Here is a 17,541-nt window from a genome sequence, read left to right as displayed (position 1 = left end):
GAATGAGAAAAGCCGGGGATTCCCCGGCTTTTTTGTTTTTGGAAACTCACCAATGATTTCAGCGCCTGATCGGGAACGGGTATAATGCCGGCCATGAACACCCCAGCAGACCCGCAGATCGAGTCGCTCCGCATCCCCCCGCATTCCATCGAAGCAGAACAGTCCGTCATCGGCGGCCTGCTGCGCGATAACGCGGCATGGGACCGCATCGCCGACTTCATGCATGCGGAGGATTTTTACCGCTACGACCACCGGATCATCTTCGAACAGATGGTTCGCCTGATCAATGCTGGCAAGCCTGCCGACGTGATCACCGTGTACGAGGCGCTCGTCCAGCTCGGCAAGGCCGAGGACGTCGGGGGCCTGCAGTACCTCAACGCGATGGCGCAGAATACGCCATCCGCCGCCAACATTCGCCGTTATGCCGAGATCGTCCGCGATCGCGGCGTGCTGCGCCAGCTCATCACCGTCGCCGACGAAGTGTCGGGCAAGGCCTTCAATCCGCAAGGCGCCGAGGTCAAGCAGATCCTCGACGAGGCCGAATCGCGCATCTTCGCGATCGCCGAGCAGGGCGCCCGCGGCGCGCAGGGCTGGCTGCCCGTGCAGCCGCTGCTGACCCAGGTGGTCGAGCGGGTCGACGAGCTGTACAGCCGCGAAAACCAGGGCGAGATCACCGGCGTGCCGACCGGCTTTGCCGACCTCGACAAGATGACGTCCGGCCTGCAGCCGGGCGACCTCGTCATCGTCGCGGGCCGTCCGTCGATGGGCAAGACCGCGTTTTCCGTCAACATCGGCGAGAGCGTCGCCGTCGACGCCGGCCTGCCGGTCGCGATCTTCTCGATGGAGATGGGCGGCGTGCAGCTGGCGATGCGTATGCTCGGCTCCATCGGCCAGCTCGACCAGCACCGCCTGCGTACCGGCAAGCTGCTGGACGAAGACTGGCCGCGCCTGACGCATGCGATCCAGAAGATGAACGACGCCCAGATCTTCATCGACGAGACGCCGGCGCTGAACCCGATCGAGATGCGCGCGCGCGCGCGCCGCCTGGCGCGCCAGTGCGGCAAGCTGGGTCTGATCATCGTCGACTACCTGCAGCTGATGCAGGGTTCCAAGCCGGGCGACAACCGCGCCTCCGAGATCTCGGAAATCTCGCGCAGCCTGAAGGGCCTGGCGAAGGAACTGGGGTGCCCCGTGATCGCGCTGTCCCAGTTGAACCGCTCGCTGGAACAACGCCCGAACAAGCGCCCCGTGATGTCCGACCTGCGCGAATCGGGCGCTATCGAACAGGATGCGGACGTCATCATCTTCCTGTATCGTGACGAAGTTTACAACCCGGATTCGCCCGACAAAGGTACCGCCGAGATCATTATCGGCAAGCAGCGTAACGGCCCGATCGGCGCCATTCGCCTGACCTGGATGGGCATGTACACCAAGTTCGGCAATTACAGCGGCAGCCTCGGTATCTACCAGGGCGACTAGTAGTGGGGGTCTCGCAAACCTGCTGCGCGTTGCATTTTCGTTCTGTGATGCTCACCGTACCTTAAGTACGGTTGCGCTTCTCGAACGAAACTGCCGCCGCTCGCGACGGTTTTCGAGGCCCCTGTTGCTCAGTAGTGAATAACAAGATGATGTTGCGGCCCGGTGCCGCAATCTTTAAGAAGTCCCAAGAGAATTACCCAACGGAGAACCTATGTTTGGACGCCTGATGCCCACGGAGGGCAAATTTTTTGACCTGTTCAACCAGCACGCGGCCTTGTGCGTGAAGGGTGCACAAGAGATGGTCGGCCTGATGACCAACTTCGACGACCTGGAAAACCGTACGCACGCCGTGGAGAGCATCGAAAAACAGGCGGACAAGGTCACCTACGCGTGCGTCGACCTGCTGCACAAGACGTTCATCACGCCGCTCGACCGCGACGACATCCACAAGCTGATCACCCGCATGGACGACATCCTCGACATGATGGAGGACGCCGCCCAGACCATCTCGCTGTACGACCTGCACGCCGTGACGCCGGAAGCCAAGCGCCTGGCCGAACTGTGCCTGGCCTGCTGCGAAAAGGTCCAGCAGGCCGTCGGCATGCTGCACAACATGGACAATGCCCAGAAGATGGTCGCCATCTGCGAAGAGATCGACCGCCTGGAATCGGACGCCGACCACGTGATGCGCGCCGCCATGTCCAAGCTGTTCCGCGACGAGCCGGACGTGCGCAACCTGATCAAGATGAAGGCCATCTACGAAATCCTCGAGACCGTGACGGACCGCTGCGAAGACGTTGCCAACATCATCGAAGGCATCATCGTCGAAAACGCGTAACGACCGGAACAACAAAAACAATATGAACACTCTTCATATCAGCATGTATGTGCTGGTCCTGCTCGTCCTGCTGGCGCTCGTCTTCGACTTCATGAACGGCTTCCACGATGCCGCCAACGCGATCGCGACGGTGGTGTCGACCGGGGTGCTGCGTCCGCAGACCGCCGTTGCGATGTCCGCGATGTTCAACTTCGTCGCCATCTTCACCGTCGGCCTGCACGTGGCGTCGACGGTGGGCAAGGGGACCGTCGACCCGCACATCGTCGACCAGTACGTCGTGTTCGGCGCGCTCGTCGGCGCCATCATCTGGAACGTGATCACCTGGTATTACGGCATCCCGTCGTCGTCGTCGCATGCCCTGATCGGCGGCCTGGTGGGCGCCGCGGTGGCCAAGAGCGGCACCGGCGCGCTGGTCGGCGGCGGCCTGCTCAAGACCGTCGAATGGATCATCCTGTCGCCGCTGCTGGGCTTCATCCTCGGTTCGCTCGTGATGCTGGCCGTGTCGTGGATCTTCGTGCGCACGCCGCCGCGCAAGGTCGACACCTGGTTCCGCCGCCTGCAGCTGTTCTCGGCCGCGGCCTACAGCCTGGGCCACGGCGGCAACGACGCACAGAAAACCATCGGCATCATCTGGATGCTGCTGATCGTGGCCGGCGTCTCCAACGCCAGCGCTTCGGCGCCGCCGCTGTGGGTGATCATCGCCTGCTACACGGCCATCTCGATGGGCACGCTGTTCGGCGGCTGGCGCATCGTGCGCACGATGGGCCAGAAGATCACCAAGCTCAAGCCGGTCGGCGGCTTCTGCGCGGAATCGGGCGGCGCCATCACGCTGTTCCTCGCCAGCGCGATCGGCGTACCGGTGTCGACGACGCACACCATCACGGGCGCCATCGTCGGCGTCGGCTCGGCGCAAAAGGCCTCGGCCGTGCGCTGGGGCGTGGCCGGCAACATCGTCTGGGCCTGGATCTTCACGATCCCCGCATCGGCGTTCATGGCCGCGATTGCGTGGTGGGTCGGGACGCACATCCTGTAAGCGCGGCGCACAAACAGCGCAACCAGCGAAAGCAGCCTTCGGGCTGCTTTTTTATTTCCTGAAACCGGGGTCAGAGCCCGGTTCTGGGAAATTGCCCGAAATCGGGCTCTGACCCCGGTTTGTTTTTTGCCACAGTTGCGTGTTCCTTTTTCATTTTTACTAACGACGTAGTAATATTACATACGATCGTCGGCCAGCGTTGCCGTCCGGGCCACGCCCGTCGGTCAGAATAAGAATGAAGAGGGGACATTATGTTATTCGGAAGTAGTTTGACTTCACGGTTCGGACTCGCCGTGGCCGTCAGCGCCAGCTTGCTGCTGGCTGGTTGCGGCGCCGGCGATACGGCCCGGCAGGCCACCCAATCCGGCACCCGGCTGCTGGCGGCCAGCGTCGCCGCCGCCACGCCCGTCGCGCCGGGCAGCATCCGCATGCACTTCCACCGCGTCCAGAACGATGCGGCCCAGTGGGGCGTGTATTCCTGGGACGGTCCGCTGCATCCCAGCTCGGCCTGGATCACCGACCGCTTCATGATGACGAACAGCGACGGCTTCGGCGGCTACGTCGACATTCCGCTGGCGGCCGGCAAGAGCGCGATCTGGTATCTCGTCACCGACGGCAACGGCACCAAGAATTGCGGCGCCGACCAGCACGCCGACCTGAACGCCGACGTCGCGACGAACGGCCAGGAAATCTGGATGCTCGAGGGCGACTGCACCGTCTACACGAGCCAGCCCGCGCTCAGCTACGGCAACCTGGCGCTGGCCAACGCGCACTGGCTGTCGGCGACCACGCTGGCGTGGCCGGGCGCCCCGACGAGCGGCACCTATAAACTGTTCTACGCCGCGAACGGCGGCCTGGCGCCCAGCGCCGGCGGCACCGTCGGGCTCACGGGCGCGGACGGCGTCTTCGACCTGACCGCGGCCGCGCTGCCGGACGCCCTGCGCCAGAAGTACCCGCACCTCGCCGGCGCCACCGGCCTGCGCCTGGCCGATGCCGACGCGGCCAGGGTCGCGGCGCTGGTCAGCGGCCAGTTCGCGCTCGCCCAGTACGACGGTGGCGGCAACCTCGTGCAGGTGACGTCGCTGCAGACGGCCGGCCTGCTGGACGACCTGTATGCGGCCAGGGCGGCGCAGGCGCAGTTGGGCGTGTCGTTCGACCGGCGCGGCCTGGCGACGTTCCGCGTGTGGGCGCCGACGGCGAAATCCGTCGCGCTGAACCTGTACGCGCGCGCCGACGCGGCGACGCCGGCGACGGTCCCGATGACGCGCGACGCGGCCAGCGGCGTGTGGAGCTACGCGTCCACCGATCCGCAACTGGCGAACCGCGCCTACTACACGTACACCGTGCAGGTGCTGTCGCGCTGGGCCGACAACAAGATCGTGACGAATACCGTGACCGACCCGTATTCGCTGAGCCTCTCGGCCAACAGCGCGCGCAGCTTCGCCGCGAACCTCGACAGCCCGCAGCTGAAACCGGCCGGCTGGGACGACCAGCGCATTCCGAAGCTCGACGCGCCGACCGACATCGCGCTGTATGAGCTGCACATCCGCGACTTCTCCGCGTCCGACGCGACCGTGCCCGCCGCCCACCGCGGCAAATACCTGGCCTTCACGGACGCGAACTCGGACGGCATGCGCCACCTGAAATCGCTGCAGAAGGCGGGCATGACGCACGTGCACCTGCTGCCCAGCTTCGACTTCGCCAGCGTCAACGAGAAGGGCTGCGTGACGCCGGCCATCCCGAACGCGGGCGCGGACTCGACGGCGCAGCAGGCGGCCGTGGCGGCCGTGGCGGACACCGATTGCTTCAACTGGGGCTACGACCCGGTCCACTACGACGCGCCGGAAGGCAGTTATGCGACCGATGCCGACGATGGCGCCGTGCGCGTGCGCGAGTTCCGCGCGATGGTGCAGGCGCTGCATGACACCGGCCTGCGCGTGACGATGGACGTCGTCTACAACCACACGAGCCAGTCGCAGCAAGGCCCGCTGTCGGTCCTCGACCGCATCGTGCCGACGTATTACTACCGCCTCGGCAACGACGGCCACATCCTGAACGACAGCTGCTGCGCCGACACCGCGCAGGAAAACGCCATGATGGGCAAGCTGATGATCGACTCCGTGTCGCTGTGGGCGCGCCAGTACAAGGTCGACAGCTTCCGCTTCGACATCATGGGCTTCACGCCGCTCGACCTGCTGAAACGCCTGCAGGCGAGCGTCGACCAGGCCGCGGGCCGCGCCATCTACCTGTACGGCGAAGCGTGGAACTTCGGCAGCGTCGCCAACGACGCGCGCTTCGTGCAGGCGCGCCAGGCGAACATGGCGGGCACCGGCATCGGTTCGTTCAACGACCGCATGCGCGATACCGTGCGCGGCGGCGGCTGCTGCGACAGCGGCCAGTCCCTGATCAGCCAGCAGGGCTTCATCAACGGCGTCTACACGGACCCGAACGCGTTGTCGACGCAGACCCGCGACGACGCGCTGCGCCTCGCCGACCTCGCGCGCGTCGCGCTGTCCGGCACGCTGCGCGACTATCGCTTCACGGACCGCTTCGGCAGCGTGCGCACGAACGCCCAGATCGATTACTTCGGCCAGCCGGCCGGCTTCGCGGCGAATCCGGCCGAGACGATCAACTACGTCGAGGCGCACGACAATCAAACCCTGTTCGACATCGACGCGTACAAGCTGCCGCAATCGACGCCGCTGTCCGACCGCGTGCGCGTGCAAACGCTGGGTGCCGCGGTCAACCTGCTGGCGCAGGGCATCCCGTTCTTCCACGCCGGCCAGGAAATCCTCCGTTCGAAATCGCTCGACCGCGACAGCTACAACGCGGGCGACTGGTTCAACAGGCTCGATTACAGCTACGCGTCCAACAACTTCGGCGTCGGCCTGCCGATGGCGGGTTCGAACCAGGACAACTGGCCGCTGATGTCGCCGATCCTCGCCAACCCGCTGATCAAGCCGGACACCCGCGCGATCCTGGCGGCGAAGAATGCGTTCGAAGACTTCCTCGCGATCCGGTCGGACAGCACCCTGTTCCGCCTGCGCACCGCGCAGGACGTGATCGACCGCCTGAAGTTCTACAACGTCGGGCCGGACCAGGTGCCGGGCATCGTCGCGATGAGCATCGCCGGCACGCAGCCGGGCGCGCCCTATCCGGGCGCCAGATACAAGGCAGTCGTCGTCGTGTTCAACGTGGACAAGGTGGCGAAGTCGATCGCGATCCCGGAACTCAAGGGCCGCAAGCTGCAGCTGCACCGCATCCAGCGCAACGGCAGCGACGACGTCGTGAAGGCGTCCAGCTTCGACGCGGGCAGCGGCACGTTCGCGATCCCGGCGCGCACGGCGGCCGTGTTCGTGCAGAACGCGAACGACTGACCCCGCGGGTAGGGTGGGCACCCCGTGCCCACGCGTGACCTTCGCAAACCGCCGGCCTCCACGCGTGACGTTCGCAAACCGCCGGCGTCCACGCGTGACGTTTGCATGATGCCCGCGTCCGCGTCCGCGTGGGCGGAGGGCCGCCCACCCTACGCCTGGCACGGACGTGCGTCAGTTCTTGGCCGCCGCCCAGTTGTTGGTGCCGTTCATATTCGTGCGGTCGTTCTCGAGCGCCCGCTTGTCGATGATCATGACGTTGTCGGTACGGCTCGGCGCCTTGCGCGGGATGAGCGTGCCGGTCGGCGTATAGCTCGCATCGAGGTACTTGTCGCCCGGTTGCCGGGCTTCCTGGGCAGCGCAGCCGGACAGCAGGACGACGGCCGCCGCCAGGGCGGACGAATTGAAACGGCGCATACGATTCTCTCCTCAGCGTGTGAAGGGTTGTCGGGTCATTTGATGCAGACGGCGCGCACCATCTTGATGTCGGTGACGCCGTCCAGGATCTTCTCGATGCCGTCCATTTTCAGGGTCAGCATGCCGTCCTCCAGCGCGGCCGCGAGCAGGTCGGTCACGCGCGCGTGCTCGGTCAGCAGGCGCTTGATGCGGTCGCTGCCCAGCATCAGTTCGTGCAGGCCGACACGCCCGCGGTAACCCTTGGTGCACTCGGCGCAGCCGACGGCCCGGTACAGCGTGAAGCGGCCGTCGCCGTCGCCGTGGCGCTCGCGCCAGCCGGCCAGCACGGCCGCGCGCGCGGCCTGCGCATCCGCCTGGTAGGCAGCCTGGCCGCGCAATTCCTCGCAATATTCGTCGAGCAGCGCGTCCACCTCGGCGTCGTCGGGGTGGTAGGCCTGGCGGCACGTGGCGCACAGGCGGCGCGCCAGGCGCTGCGCCAGGATGCCGAGCAGGGCGTCGGCAAAATTGAACGGGTCCATGCCCATGTCGAGCAGGCGCACGACCGATTCCGGCGCGCTGTTCGTGTGCAGCGTGGAGAACACGAGGTGGCCGGTCAGCGACGCTTCGATGCCGGTGCTGACGGTCTCGCGGTCGCGCATCTCGCCGACCATGATCACGTCCGGGTCGGCGCGCAGGAAGGCGCGCATGACGGTCGCGAAGTCGAGGCCGGCCTTGCGGTTGACCTGCACCTGGCGCAGGCCCTTCTGGGTGATCTCGACCGGGTCCTCGGCCGTCCAGATCTTCGTCTCCGGCGTGTTCAGGTACGCCAGGATCGAGTGCAGGGTCGTGGTCTTGCCGGAGCCGGTCGGCCCGCACACGAAGAACAGGCCATAGGGTTTACCGACGGCGGCTTTCAGGCGATCCAGGTTGTGCGGCAGGACGCCCAGCTTGTCGAGCGGGATCGGTTCGCCGGCCTGCAGGATGCGCATCACGATGTCCTCGACGCCGCCGCTGGACGGAATCGTCGCCACGCGCAGCTCGATGTCGAGCGGGCCGTACTTGCGGAAGCGGATCTTGCCGTCCTGCGGCTTGCGCCGTTCCGAGATGTCGAGGTCGCACATGATTTTTACACGCGCGATGAGGGCGCTGCGGTAGCTGGCCGGGATCTCGATGTACGGCACCAGCACGCCGTCCTTGCGGAACCGGACGCCGGTCTTGCCGCGCCCCGGCTGCGGTTCGATGTGGATGTCGGACGCGCCCTGGCGGTAGGCGTCGACGATGATCCGGTTGAGCAGCTTGACCAGTTCGTTCTCGACCGCGGCCGAGACTTCGGCGCCGCCGCCGTCCGCGTCCTCGTCCGCATCGACGTCCTCGTCCAGGTGCGACAGCAGTTCGCCCACGCTGGTGTCGTCGGCGACGGGGCCGCCGAAGAACTGGGCGATGGTCAAACGCAGGTCGTGGCGGGTCGTCACGCGCCAGGCGATGCGCGCGCGGCCGAACACCTGGGCGGCGATGTGGCTGGCGGCCACGCGTTCCGGGTCGAGCGCCATCAGCACCAGCCCGTCGGGGCCGTCCTCCAGCGGCAGCCAGCCGTGTTCGAGCGCGTACTGCTGCTTCAGGTTGCGCAGCAGTTCGACGGGTTTCACGCGGTCGGCGCGGAACGGTTCGTAGGGCACGCCGGCATAATCGGCCAGCGCCTGGCCGAGGTGGGCGGGCTTGAGATGGAAGTCGGCCAGCAGGACGTCCTCGATGTCGGCGTCGCGCTCGCGCGCGAGGCGCGTGGCCTGCTCCAGTTCCTGCGGGCTCACGAGCGAGCGTGTGACGAGGCCGTCGTAGCGGCCGCGCGGCAGCGACGTGCGCAGGCGCTGGCTGAGCGCGACGGCCAGCGTTTCGCACAACTGCTTCACGCCGTCCAGGCACAGTTGCGGGAACGGGCCGCCGGCGCGATGGTTGATGAACTGGACGACGCCCAGCAGCGTACCGCCGGCGTCGACGAGCGGCGCGACCAGCATCTCGCGCGTGCGGTAGCCGGTTTTCTGGTCGACGCCGCGCTGGAAGCGCAGGTTGGGCGACAGGCGCTGCAGCTCGGCCTCGTCGTAGACGTCGGCGATGTTGACGGTCTGGCGCGTGCGGGCGACGAAGCCGGCGACGGACCCCGGCCCGATCGGCAGCTTCAGGTCGCGGAACGACGACAGCCCGGTCTTGACCTTGGCGAGGAGGGCATCCTGCTCCGGCGTCACGGCGTACAGGGTGAAGCGGTCGCTGTCGAACAGGTCGCAGAAATCCAGGCCCAGGTCGAGCATGATCTGGTCCAGGTTGGCGGTGGCGTGGATGCGCGTGGAGATGGCCTGCAGGCGGCGCTGGAAATCGAGGCGGCGCTCGGTGTCGCTGTGTGCGCGCCGGTCGCCCTTGCGCTGTTCCACGAAGTCCGCGCTCATCGGAGTTCGACCTCCAGCCCTTCGTAGGCCAGGTTCACGGCAAGGCCGTCCAGGCGGCCCGCCCAGCGCGCCAGCGCTTCCGCGAACACGGCTTCCAGCTCGTCGTCGGAGCGGGTCGGCTCGTGGTGGGTGCAGTACAGGCTGCGCGCGCCGACCCGCAGCGCCAGCGCGATGGCGGCGTCGAACGTGCCGTGGCCCCAGCCCTGCTTGGCCGGGTATTCCTCCAGCGTGTACGAGCAGTCGGCGATGAGCGCGTCGATGCCCTCCATCGCGTGCTCGATCTCCCGTTCGCGCCGTTCGATGTCGCGTTGCGCCGCGTCGTACTCGGTGCTGCCGGGGGCGTGCGGGTTGAAGAACGGTTCGTGGTCGCCCGTGAAGAACACGGCGCGGCCGTTGCATTCGACGCGGTAGCCGAGGTTGATGACGGGGTGGTTCATCACGACGTTGTGCACGACCATGTCGCCCACCGCGTGCGGCACGCCGACGTCCAGCGTCCGGTAATCGATGGCGGCGTCCATGCGTTCTTCGCTGACGGGGAAGTAGCTGTTCTGCAGCTGCACGGCCATCACGTGTTCGATGCCGCGGCCCGTGACGTGGTCGTGGGCGCCGTGCAGGCACACGCGCGTGCCCTTCACGAACAGCGGCGTGAAGAAGGGCAGGCCGTGGATGTGGTCCCAGTGGCTGTGCGTGATGAAGATGTTGGCGCGCACGGGGGCGCCATCCTCCGCGCGCCGGCGCATCAGGTCCTGGGCGAGCACATGGATCCCCGTGCCGGCGTCGAGCACGACCAGCGTGCCGTCGTCGCCGCGCACTTCGATGCAGGTGGTGTTGCCGCCGTAGCGCACGGTACGCGGCCCGGGGGACGGGATGGAACCGCGCACGCCCCAGAATCTGAATTTCATAGAAGTCCCTTGCTGTGCAGTCTCGTCGCCTGCTTGTGTTTTTCATCGCGGCGGGCCAGCGCCGTTGCAATTTATGGGAGATGATAGCGGGATTCTGAAAGCGATTATCTGAAATTTGCAATTTCGCACCGATGTGTGTACAGAGGCGACCAACAAAGTTACACTGTGTGTTAATTTCGGTACGGCAATTTTTATGGCGATCATTGCACGTCGGATTTCAGCGAGACAGACACGAACATGCAAGACCTCACCCCGACCAATATCGTAGAGCGCCTCGACCTGCTCACGGAGGTCAGCGTCGCCCTCGGCGACGGCCATGACATCGACACGTTCCTCGACCGCATCCTCAAGGTCGCGAAGAGCATGACGAACGCCGACGGCGGCACGCTGTACCGCCCCAGCCCGGACGAGCGCAGCCTGTGCTTCCACATTTCGCTGAACGACTCGCTGGAGCTGTACCAGGGCGGGACCAGCGGCAAGTCCATCGACCTGACGCCGATCCCGCTGTATGATCAAAACGGCAACAAGAACCTCGCGTCGGTGGCGGCCTATGCGGCCAACTTCCACCAGTCCGTGAACATCGCCGACGTGTACCGGGCCGACGTCTTCAGCTTCTCCGGCATGCGCTCGTTCGACCAGGCGTTCGGCTACCGGTCGAAATCGATCCTGACGGTGCCGATGACCGACCACGAGGGCGAACTGGTCGGCGTGCTCCAGCTGATCAACGCGATCGACCGCGAGACGGGCGAGATCCGTTCGTTTTCCGACACCGACCAGCGCTTCATCGAGGCGCTGGCGGCGCAGGCGGCCGTGGCGCTCACGAACCAGCAGCTCGTCGTGCAGATGGAACAACTGCTGGAGTCCCTCGTCAACCTGATCAACATCGGCATCGACGAAAAATCGCCGTACACGGGCCGCCACTGCCAGTTCGTGCCGGAGCTGACGATGATGCTGGCCGAGGCCGTGCACGACACGAACCTCGGCCCGATGGCGTCGTTCCGCATGAGCGACGCCGACCGCCGCGAACTGTGGCTGGCCGGCCTGCTGCACGACTGCGGCAAGATCACGACGCCGGTGCACGTCGTCGACAAGGCGACCAAGCTGGAAACGATCTTCGACCGCATCCACATGATCGACACGCGCTTCGAGGTGCTGCTGCGCGACGCCGAGATCCGCGCGCTGCGGGCGCAATGCGCGGTGAGCGGCGATGCGGACGCGGATCGCGCGGCGATCGCCGCCGCCATGCACGCGGAGCAGGCGCGCCTGCGCGCGGACCGCGATTTCCTGCGCGTCGCCAACGTCGGCAGCGAAGGCATGTCGCCGGACGACCAGGAGCGCGTGCGCCGCATCGCCGCGTACCGCTGGACGGGGCCGGACGGCACCCTCCGCGACTTCCTCGACGAGGACGAGGTGCGCAACCTGACCGTGCGCTTCGGCACGCTCAACGACGACGAGCGCAAGATCATCAACAACCACATCGTCGTCACGATCCGCATGCTCGAATCGCTGCCGTGGCCCAAGCACCTCAAGAACGTGCCGGAATACGCCGGCGGCCACCACGAGCGCATGGACGGCAAGGGCTATCCGCGCGGCCTCGTGCGCGAGCAGATGTCGGTGCAGGCGCGCGTGATGGCCATCGCCGACATCTTCGAGGCCCTGACGGCGCGCGACCGCCCGTACAAGAAAGGCAAGACGCTGTCCGAGTCGCTCCACATCCTCGGCAAGTTCGCCCTCAACGGCCACATCGACCCGGACCTGTTCGACATCTTCGTGCGCGAGAAGGTCTACCTCAAGTTCGGCCGCAAGAACCTCGACCCGTCGCAGCTCGACGCGGTCGACGAGGCGGCGATCCCGGGCTACACGCCGTGAAGCTGCTGCGCAGGTATGGCGCGCGCTGGGCACTGGGACTGACGCTGACGCTGGCCGCGCTGGCCTATGTGATGGGCGTGTGGAGCAGCCATGCGATCGCGCGCCAGGACACCATCGTCAGCGACCTGCGCATGCGCCTGGAGGCGCCCGTGCTCGATCCGCGCATCGTGATCGTCGACATCGACACCAGGAGCCTGGGCGAAGTCGGGCGTTTTCCCTGGAGCCGCAACGTGCTGGCGAAACTGGTCGACCAGCTGGCCGGGCACTACGGCGCCGCCGCGATCGGCTTCGACGTGTCCTTTCCCGAGCCGGACACCAGTTCCGGCTACGGCGTGCTGGAACGGCTGGCGGCGCATGAGCTGAAGGACGATTCCGCCCTGCGCGCGCAACTGGCGCAGTTGCAGCCGGCGCTCGATTACGACGGCCTGTTCGCCCAGGCGCTGCGCGGGCGGCCCGTGGTGCTCGGTTATAACCTGGCGGCCGTGAAGCGCGGCGCGCTCCCGCCGCCGGCGTTCACGGTGGCGGGCCTGAACGGGCGCGAACTGGTCGCCTACAGCGCCGACGGCTACGAGGCCAACCTGGCGCGCCTGCAGGCGGCGGCGCGCGGCGCCGGCAGCTTCACGGTGATCCCGGACGACGACGGCATGGTGCGTTCCAGTTCGCTGCTGCAGCGCATCGGCGACGGCTACTACCCGTCGCTGGCGCTGGCCACGGCCGCCGTGTACCTGCATGCCGGTGCGATCGCGCCGGATTTCGGCGCGTACGACGCGGACAGCGGCGGCGCCGACGCGATTCGCCTGGCCGTGCCGGACGGCGAACGCCGCATCCCCGTCGGCGAAGGTCTGCTCACGTCCGTGCAGTTCCGCGGCGCGGGCGGCCCGCAGGGCGGGGCGTACCGCTACGTGTCGGCGGCCGACGTACTGGCGGGACGCGTGGCCCCCGGCGTATTGAAGGGCGCGATCGTGCTGGTCGGGACGACGGCGCCCGGCCTGCAGGACTTGCGCGCCACGCCCGTCAACAAGGAATTCCCGGGCGTCGAAGTGCACGCCAACGTCATCAAGTCGATCCTCGACCAGCAGTACAAGACGCATCCCGATTACGCGACGGGCATCGAGCTGGCGCAGGTGATCGTCGCCGGCCTGGTCTTGTCGCTGCTGCTGCCGGCCCTCGCGCCGCTGGCCGCCGTGCTGGCGTCCGGCAGCGCCTTCGCGGCCGTCGTGGGCCTCAACTGGTATGCCTACCGTGCGCTCGACTGGACGACGGACATGTTCATCTGCCTGCTCCTGATCGCGCTGCTGTTCGTGCTGAACCTGGCCTGGGGCTGGTTCTTCGAGTTCCGCAAGGGCCGCGCGCTCGTCTCGCGCTTCGGCGAATACGTGGCGCCGGAACTCGTCGCGCAGATGGCGGAGAACCCGGAAGCCTATACGATGGAAGGCGAGAGCCGCGAGCTGTCCGTCATGTTCGTCGACGTGCGCGGCTTCACGACGATCTCGGAAGGCCTGTCGCCCAAGGCGCTGCGCGAATACATCAACCTCTACCTGACGGCGATGTCCGAGGACATCCGCGGCAGCCACCAGGGCACGCTCGACAAATACATCGGCGACGCCGTGATGGCCTTCTGGGGCGCGCCCGTCGCCTTCGCCGACCACGCCAGCCGCGCCGTCGCCACCTCGCTGCTGATGCAGGCCAGCGCGGCGCGCCTGAACGACGAGTTCCAGCGGCGCGGCTGGCCGCGGCTTGCAATCGGCATCGGCATCAATTCCGGCCTGATGCACGTGGGCGACATGGGGTCCGCGATCCGCCGCGCCTACACGGTGATGGGCGATGCCGTGAATCTCGGCTCGCGCCTGGAAGGCATCACGAAGGTCTACGGCGTCGGCATCGCCGTGGGTGCGGCGACGCGCCTGGGCGCGCCGGAATTCGTCTACCGCGAACTGGACCTCGTGCGCGTGAAGGGCAAGAACGAGCCGGTGGCGATCTTCGAACCGCTCGGCAAGCCGGCCGACGTCGGTCCCGCCGTGCTGGACGAGCTGGCCGCATGGGACGCGGCGTTGGCCCGCGTGCGTGCGCAGGACTGGGATGCGGCCGAAGCGGCCATCGCGGCGCTGCATGCGGCGCATCGCGGACGGGCGCTGTATGCCCTGTACCTCGAGCGCATCGCGCGCTGGCGCGCGGCGCCGCCGGGCGACGGGTGGGACGGGGTGACGACATTCGATACGAAGTGACGGTGTATCGGCGGCACAACGCCGCGTCCGCGATTCCCCCCATGCCGAGGGGAAGATCCCGAATCCTTAACAATTTTTCTCTCAAGCAAGGGAAACCTGATTACACTCCCAAGGAACCGGGGAGCACCATCGGGTTCCCTTCATTCGCGCGCAGGCGCAGGCCCGGGGATGCATGGGCCAGAACAACAACGATATGGTCATCCAGAACATGAAACTACGCTTGGCACGCATGGTCGCGGGCTCGCTGCTGGCCGCCGCCGTCGGCGCGGCCTGGGCGATTGACCCGATCCGGTTCGAGATCAGCCGCTTCGAGGTAAGCGGCAACACGCTGCTGCCGGCCGCCGACGTGCAGGCCGCGGTGGCGCCGTACACGGGCAAGGGACGCGATTTCGGCGACGTCCAGCGCGCGCTGGAAGCGCTGGAGGCCGTGTACCACGCGCACGGCTACAACGTCGTCACCGTCCAGCTGCCGGAACAGGAACTGAATGGCGGCGTCGTGCGCCTGAACGTCATCCAGACGACGGTGCGCCAGGTCGAGGTGACGGGCAACCGCTGGTTTTCGGAAGCGAACGTGCGCGCGAGCCTGCCCACCCTGGTGCCGGGCGCGACGCCCAACCTCACGGACGTGTCGCGCAACCTCCGGCTCATCAACGAGAACCCGGCCAAGAAGGTCAAGCTGACCCTCGCCGACGCGGCCGCCGGCGCCGAGGATGCGGTCGACGCCAGGGTCGACGTCGCGGACGAGCGCCCGTGGAAGGTCGTGTTCAACGCCGACAACACGGGCACGGCATCCACCGGCAAGACCCATGCGGGCGTGCTGCTGCAGCATGCCGACCTGTGGGGCCGCGACCACGTGGGCACCCTGCAGTACACGACGACGGCCGAGCGCCCGGACCGCGTGGCCGTGTGGGCCGCCGGCTACCACGTGCCGCTGTACGCGCTGGGCGATGCCGTCGACCTGTACGCGAGCTATTCGAACGTCGACTCGGGCGCCGTCAACGCCGGGCTGTTCGACCTCGCGGTGAGCGGCAAGGGCTCGATCTACGGCGCCCGCTACAACCACGTGCTGGCCAAGCGCGGCGAGCTGGAAAGCCGGATCGTGTACGGCATCGACGTCAAGGCGTACCGGAACAACGTCGTCTTCGGCACCCAGGACTTCGGCAACGACGTCACCGTGCGCCCCTTGAGCATCGCCTATGCCGGCAGCCGCGCGGCGCCGGCCGGCCAGACCGACTTTTCGGTGGCGCTGCTGCAGAACGTGGCGGGCGGCCCGCGCGGGAGCGCCGCCGACTTCGCGGCCGTGCGCAGCGGCGCCAAGGCCGGCTACCGCATGGTGCGCTTCGCGGCCGCGTTTACCAACATCATCCAGGGCGACTGGCAGACGCGCGTGCTGCTGAACGGCCAGTGGACGAACGACGCGCTCGTGCCGGGCGAGCAGTTCGGCGCCGGCGGCGCGACGACCGTGCGCGGCTTCGGCGAACGCGACCTCGCCACGGACACGGGCATCGTCTCCAATGTCGAACTGTACACGCCGGACCTGTGCGGCCGCGCGGGCTGGCAGTGCCGCGTGCTGGGCTTCTACGACACGGCCTGGGGCGAGCGCAACCACGCGCTGGCGGGCGAACTGCACCGCGCCGCGATTTCCAGCACGGGCATCGGCCTGCGCTTCTCGGCGGGGAACGCGGCCAGCGTGCAGCTCGACTATGGCCACGGCATGCACGTCGGCCAGGTGGCCGCGACCAGCAGGAACAAGCTCCACGTCCGCGTGGCGCTGGCGTATTGAGGACTTCCTTATGACTTCATCGTTCAAACGACGGTTCGGCGCGCTGCTGCTGGCGGCGGCCTACTGCGGGGGCGCGTCCGCCGCGCCGACGCTGCCGCAAGTGGCGGCGGGCCAGGCCAGCTTCAACCAGCAGGGCAACGTGTTCTCGATCACGAACACGCCCGGCACCATCATCAACTGGCAGAGTTTCAACGTTCAGGCGGGCGAGATCACGCGTTTCATCCAGCAGAACGGCGACAGCGCGGTGCTGAACCGCGTGCTGGGCCAGGACCCGACGAAGATCCTCGGCGCGCTGCAATCCAACGGCAAGGTCTTCCTGATCAACCCGAACGGCATCCTGTTCGGGCAGGGGGCGCGCGTGGACGTGAACGGCCTCGTGGCGTCCACACTGAACATCAGCGACGCCGACTTCCTGGCCGGGCGCAAGCGCTTTGCGGCCGGACCGGCGGCGGGCGCGGTGCGCAACGAGGGCACCATCGCGACGCCGTCCGGCGGCCAGGTGTTCCTGATCGCGCCGGACGTCGAGAACACGGGCATCGTCAGCGCGCCCAACGGCGACGTGATCCTCGCGGCCGGCCACAGCGTGCAACTGGTGGATTCGAGCGATCCGGACCTGCGCGTCGAGCTCTCCGCACCCGGCGGCCAAGCCGTCAACCTGGGCCAGGTGATCGCCCGGGGCGGCCGCATCGGCATCTACGGCGCCCTCGTCAACCAGCGCGGCGTCGTCAACGCGGACAGCGCCGTGATGGGCGCGAACGGCCGCGTCGTGCTGAAGGCCAGCCGCGCCGTCGCGCTGGAGGCGGGCAGCGTCACGCGCGCCGCCGGCAGCGCGAACGTGGACGGCGGCACCGTCCAGGTGCTGGGCGAGCAGGTGGACATCGGGTCCGGCGCCACCGTCGACACCAGCGGCCGCAACGGCGGCACGGTGCTCGTCGGCGGCGACTGGCAGGGCGGCGGCGGCATCATGCGCGCGCAGCGGACCAGCGTCGCGGCGGGCGCCGTCATCCGCGCCGACGGCAGTGCCGGCAACGGCGGCAAGGTCGTGCTGTGGTCCGACGGCGCGACGAACGCGCACGGCACCGTCTCCGCACGGGGCAGCGCGGCCGGTGGCGCGGTCGAAACGTCGGGCCACCTGCTGGACGTCGACGGCATCGCGGTGAATGCATCCGGCGCGAACGGCAAGAATGGCACCTGGCTGCTGGAC

Annotated in this window: 11 protein-coding genes; 8 read left to right on the top strand and 3 right to left on the bottom strand. The window is 67.4% G+C overall.

Going from position 1 to position 17,541, the window contains the following annotated elements:
* Nucleotides 1–93 precede the first annotated feature (93 nt).
* The 4 genes from ASC93_RS09475 to pulA all read left to right on the top strand — a co-directional run bounded on the left by ASC93_RS09475 (nucleotide 94) and on the right by pulA (nucleotide 6,727).
* Nucleotides 94–1,479 (top strand): replicative DNA helicase, encoded by a 1,386-nt coding sequence (locus tag ASC93_RS09475; RefSeq protein WP_056440572.1) that lies wholly within the window; start codon nucleotides 94–96, stop codon nucleotides 1,477–1,479.
* 211 nt (nucleotides 1,480–1,690) lie between these two features.
* Complete coding sequence (locus tag ASC93_RS09470) at nucleotides 1,691–2,317, top strand: DUF47 domain-containing protein (protein WP_056440441.1); 627 nt, start codon at nucleotides 1,691–1,693, stop codon at nucleotides 2,315–2,317.
* 22 nt (nucleotides 2,318–2,339) lie between these two features.
* The gene (locus ASC93_RS09465; protein ID WP_056440439.1) at nucleotides 2,340–3,350 is read left to right on the top strand and encodes an inorganic phosphate transporter; all 1,011 of its coding nucleotides are present in this window, start codon (nucleotides 2,340–2,342) and stop codon (nucleotides 3,348–3,350) included.
* Between the two features lie 269 nt (nucleotides 3,351–3,619).
* The gene (gene pulA / locus ASC93_RS09460) at nucleotides 3,620–6,727 is read left to right on the top strand and encodes a pullulanase-type alpha-1,6-glucosidase (protein ID WP_229412663.1); all 3,108 of its coding nucleotides are present in this window, start codon (nucleotides 3,620–3,622) and stop codon (nucleotides 6,725–6,727) included.
* 171 nt (nucleotides 6,728–6,898) lie between these two features.
* Here pulA and ASC93_RS09455 read toward each other — a convergent pair whose 3' ends face one another.
* The 3 genes from ASC93_RS09455 to ASC93_RS09445 are packed head-to-tail and all read right to left on the bottom strand — an operon-like array spanning nucleotide 6,899 to nucleotide 10,460.
* A complete protein-coding gene (locus ASC93_RS09455) occupies nucleotides 6,899–7,141 on the bottom strand; it encodes a hypothetical protein (protein WP_056440433.1) in 243 nt (80 codons plus the stop codon).
* A 35-nt stretch (nucleotides 7,142–7,176) separates the two neighbouring features.
* Nucleotides 7,177–9,558 carry a GspE/PulE family protein gene (locus ASC93_RS09450; protein ID WP_056440431.1) on the bottom strand — a complete coding sequence of 794 codons (2,382 nt, stop codon included), beginning with the start codon at nucleotides 9,556–9,558 and terminating at the stop codon, nucleotides 7,177–7,179.
* Nucleotides 9,555–10,460, bottom strand: coding sequence for an MBL fold metallo-hydrolase (locus ASC93_RS09445; RefSeq protein WP_056440429.1), 906 nt, complete (start codon nucleotides 10,458–10,460; stop codon nucleotides 9,555–9,557). The genes ASC93_RS09450 and ASC93_RS09445 overlap by 4 nt, the downstream gene beginning before the upstream one ends.
* Nucleotides 10,461–10,697: 237 nt before the next feature.
* On the opposite strand from ASC93_RS09445, the gene ASC93_RS09440 reads away from it, so the two are divergent.
* From ASC93_RS09440 to ASC93_RS09425, 4 genes are all read left to right on the top strand, one after another.
* Complete coding sequence (locus ASC93_RS09440; RefSeq protein WP_056440427.1) at nucleotides 10,698–12,329, top strand: HD family phosphohydrolase; 1,632 nt, start codon at nucleotides 10,698–10,700, stop codon at nucleotides 12,327–12,329.
* A complete protein-coding gene (locus ASC93_RS09435; protein WP_229412662.1) occupies nucleotides 12,326–14,554 on the top strand; it encodes a CHASE2 domain-containing protein in 2,229 nt (742 codons plus the stop codon). Before ASC93_RS09440 ends, ASC93_RS09435 begins: the two co-directional genes overlap by 4 nt.
* 208 nt (nucleotides 14,555–14,762) lie before the next feature.
* Nucleotides 14,763–16,337, top strand: a complete 1,575-nt coding sequence (locus tag ASC93_RS09430; RefSeq protein ID WP_056440568.1) for a ShlB/FhaC/HecB family hemolysin secretion/activation protein — start codon at nucleotides 14,763–14,765, stop codon at nucleotides 16,335–16,337.
* A gap of 10 nt (nucleotides 16,338–16,347) precedes the next feature.
* On the top strand, nucleotides 16,348–17,541 hold a 1,194-nt coding region (locus ASC93_RS09425; protein WP_157201833.1), incomplete at its 3' end, for a filamentous hemagglutinin N-terminal domain-containing protein.

Origin of the sequence: Massilia sp. Root335 (assembly GCF_001425685.1) — a bacterium.
Lineage (GTDB): Bacteria > Pseudomonadota > Gammaproteobacteria > Burkholderiales > Burkholderiaceae_D > Telluria > Telluria luteola.
This window is presented reverse-complemented; position numbering and strand designations above follow the sequence as displayed.

Coding starts and splice junctions, on each gene's coding strand:
- ASC93_RS09475 (WP_056440572.1), top strand. CDS start 94: ATGAACACCCCAGCAGACCCGCAGATCGAGTCGCTCCGCATCCCCCCG.
- ASC93_RS09470 (WP_056440441.1), top strand. CDS start 1,691: ATGTTTGGACGCCTGATGCCCACGGAGGGCAAATTTTTTGACCTGTTC.
- ASC93_RS09465 (WP_056440439.1), top strand. CDS start 2,340: ATGAACACTCTTCATATCAGCATGTATGTGCTGGTCCTGCTCGTCCTG.
- ASC93_RS09455 (WP_056440433.1), bottom strand. CDS start 7,141: ATGCGCCGTTTCAATTCGTCCGCCCTGGCGGCGGCCGTCGTCCTGCTG.
- ASC93_RS09450 (WP_056440431.1), bottom strand. CDS start 9,558: ATGAGCGCGGACTTCGTGGAACAGCGCAAGGGCGACCGGCGCGCACAC.
- ASC93_RS09445 (WP_056440429.1), bottom strand. CDS start 10,460: ATGAAATTCAGATTCTGGGGCGTGCGCGGTTCCATCCCGTCCCCCGGG.
- ASC93_RS09440 (WP_056440427.1), top strand. CDS start 10,698: ATGCAAGACCTCACCCCGACCAATATCGTAGAGCGCCTCGACCTGCTC.
- ASC93_RS09430 (WP_056440568.1), top strand. CDS start 14,763: ATGAAACTACGCTTGGCACGCATGGTCGCGGGCTCGCTGCTGGCCGCC.